This window comes from Citrobacter sp. wls714, assembly GCF_005281025.1.
In the GTDB taxonomy this organism is placed as follows: Bacteria; Pseudomonadota; Gammaproteobacteria; order Enterobacterales; family Enterobacteriaceae; genus Citrobacter; species Citrobacter werkmanii.
The window spans coordinates 1-398 of the sequence record NZ_SZWZ01000076.1 but is presented as its reverse complement, the minus strand read 5'-3'; the positions used below and the strand labels follow the sequence as shown (position 1 = coordinate 398).

Below are 398 nucleotides of genomic sequence, written 5' to 3'. Positions count from 1 at the left end.
GCAACAACGCCCGCACCTACAGTACGGCCGCCTTCACGGATTGCGAAACGCAGACCGTCGTCCATCGCGATCGGGTGGATCAGGGTAACAACCATTTTGATGTTGTCGCCCGGCATTACCATCTCTACGCCTTCCGGCAGTTCGATGGTACCAGTCACGTCAGTAGTACGGAAGTAGAACTGCGGACGGTAGCCTTTGAAGAACGGAGTATGACGGCCGCCTTCGTCTTTGGACAGGATGTACACTTCAGATTCGAACTTGGTGTGCGGCTTGATAGAGCCCGGCTTAGCCAGTACCTGACCACGTTCGATTTCTTCACGTTTGATACCACGCAGCAGAACACCAACGTTCTCACCAGCACGGCCTTCGTCCAGCAGTTTGCGGAACATTTCAACGCC

1 protein-coding gene is annotated in these 398 nt (G+C 54.8%); it reads right to left on the bottom strand.

The annotated features are described in order from the left end of the window. A partial coding sequence (locus tag FDX11_RS17095) for an EF-Tu/IF-2/RF-3 family GTPase (protein ID WP_323054455.1) occupies positions 1 to 398 on the bottom strand: 398 nt, incomplete at both ends.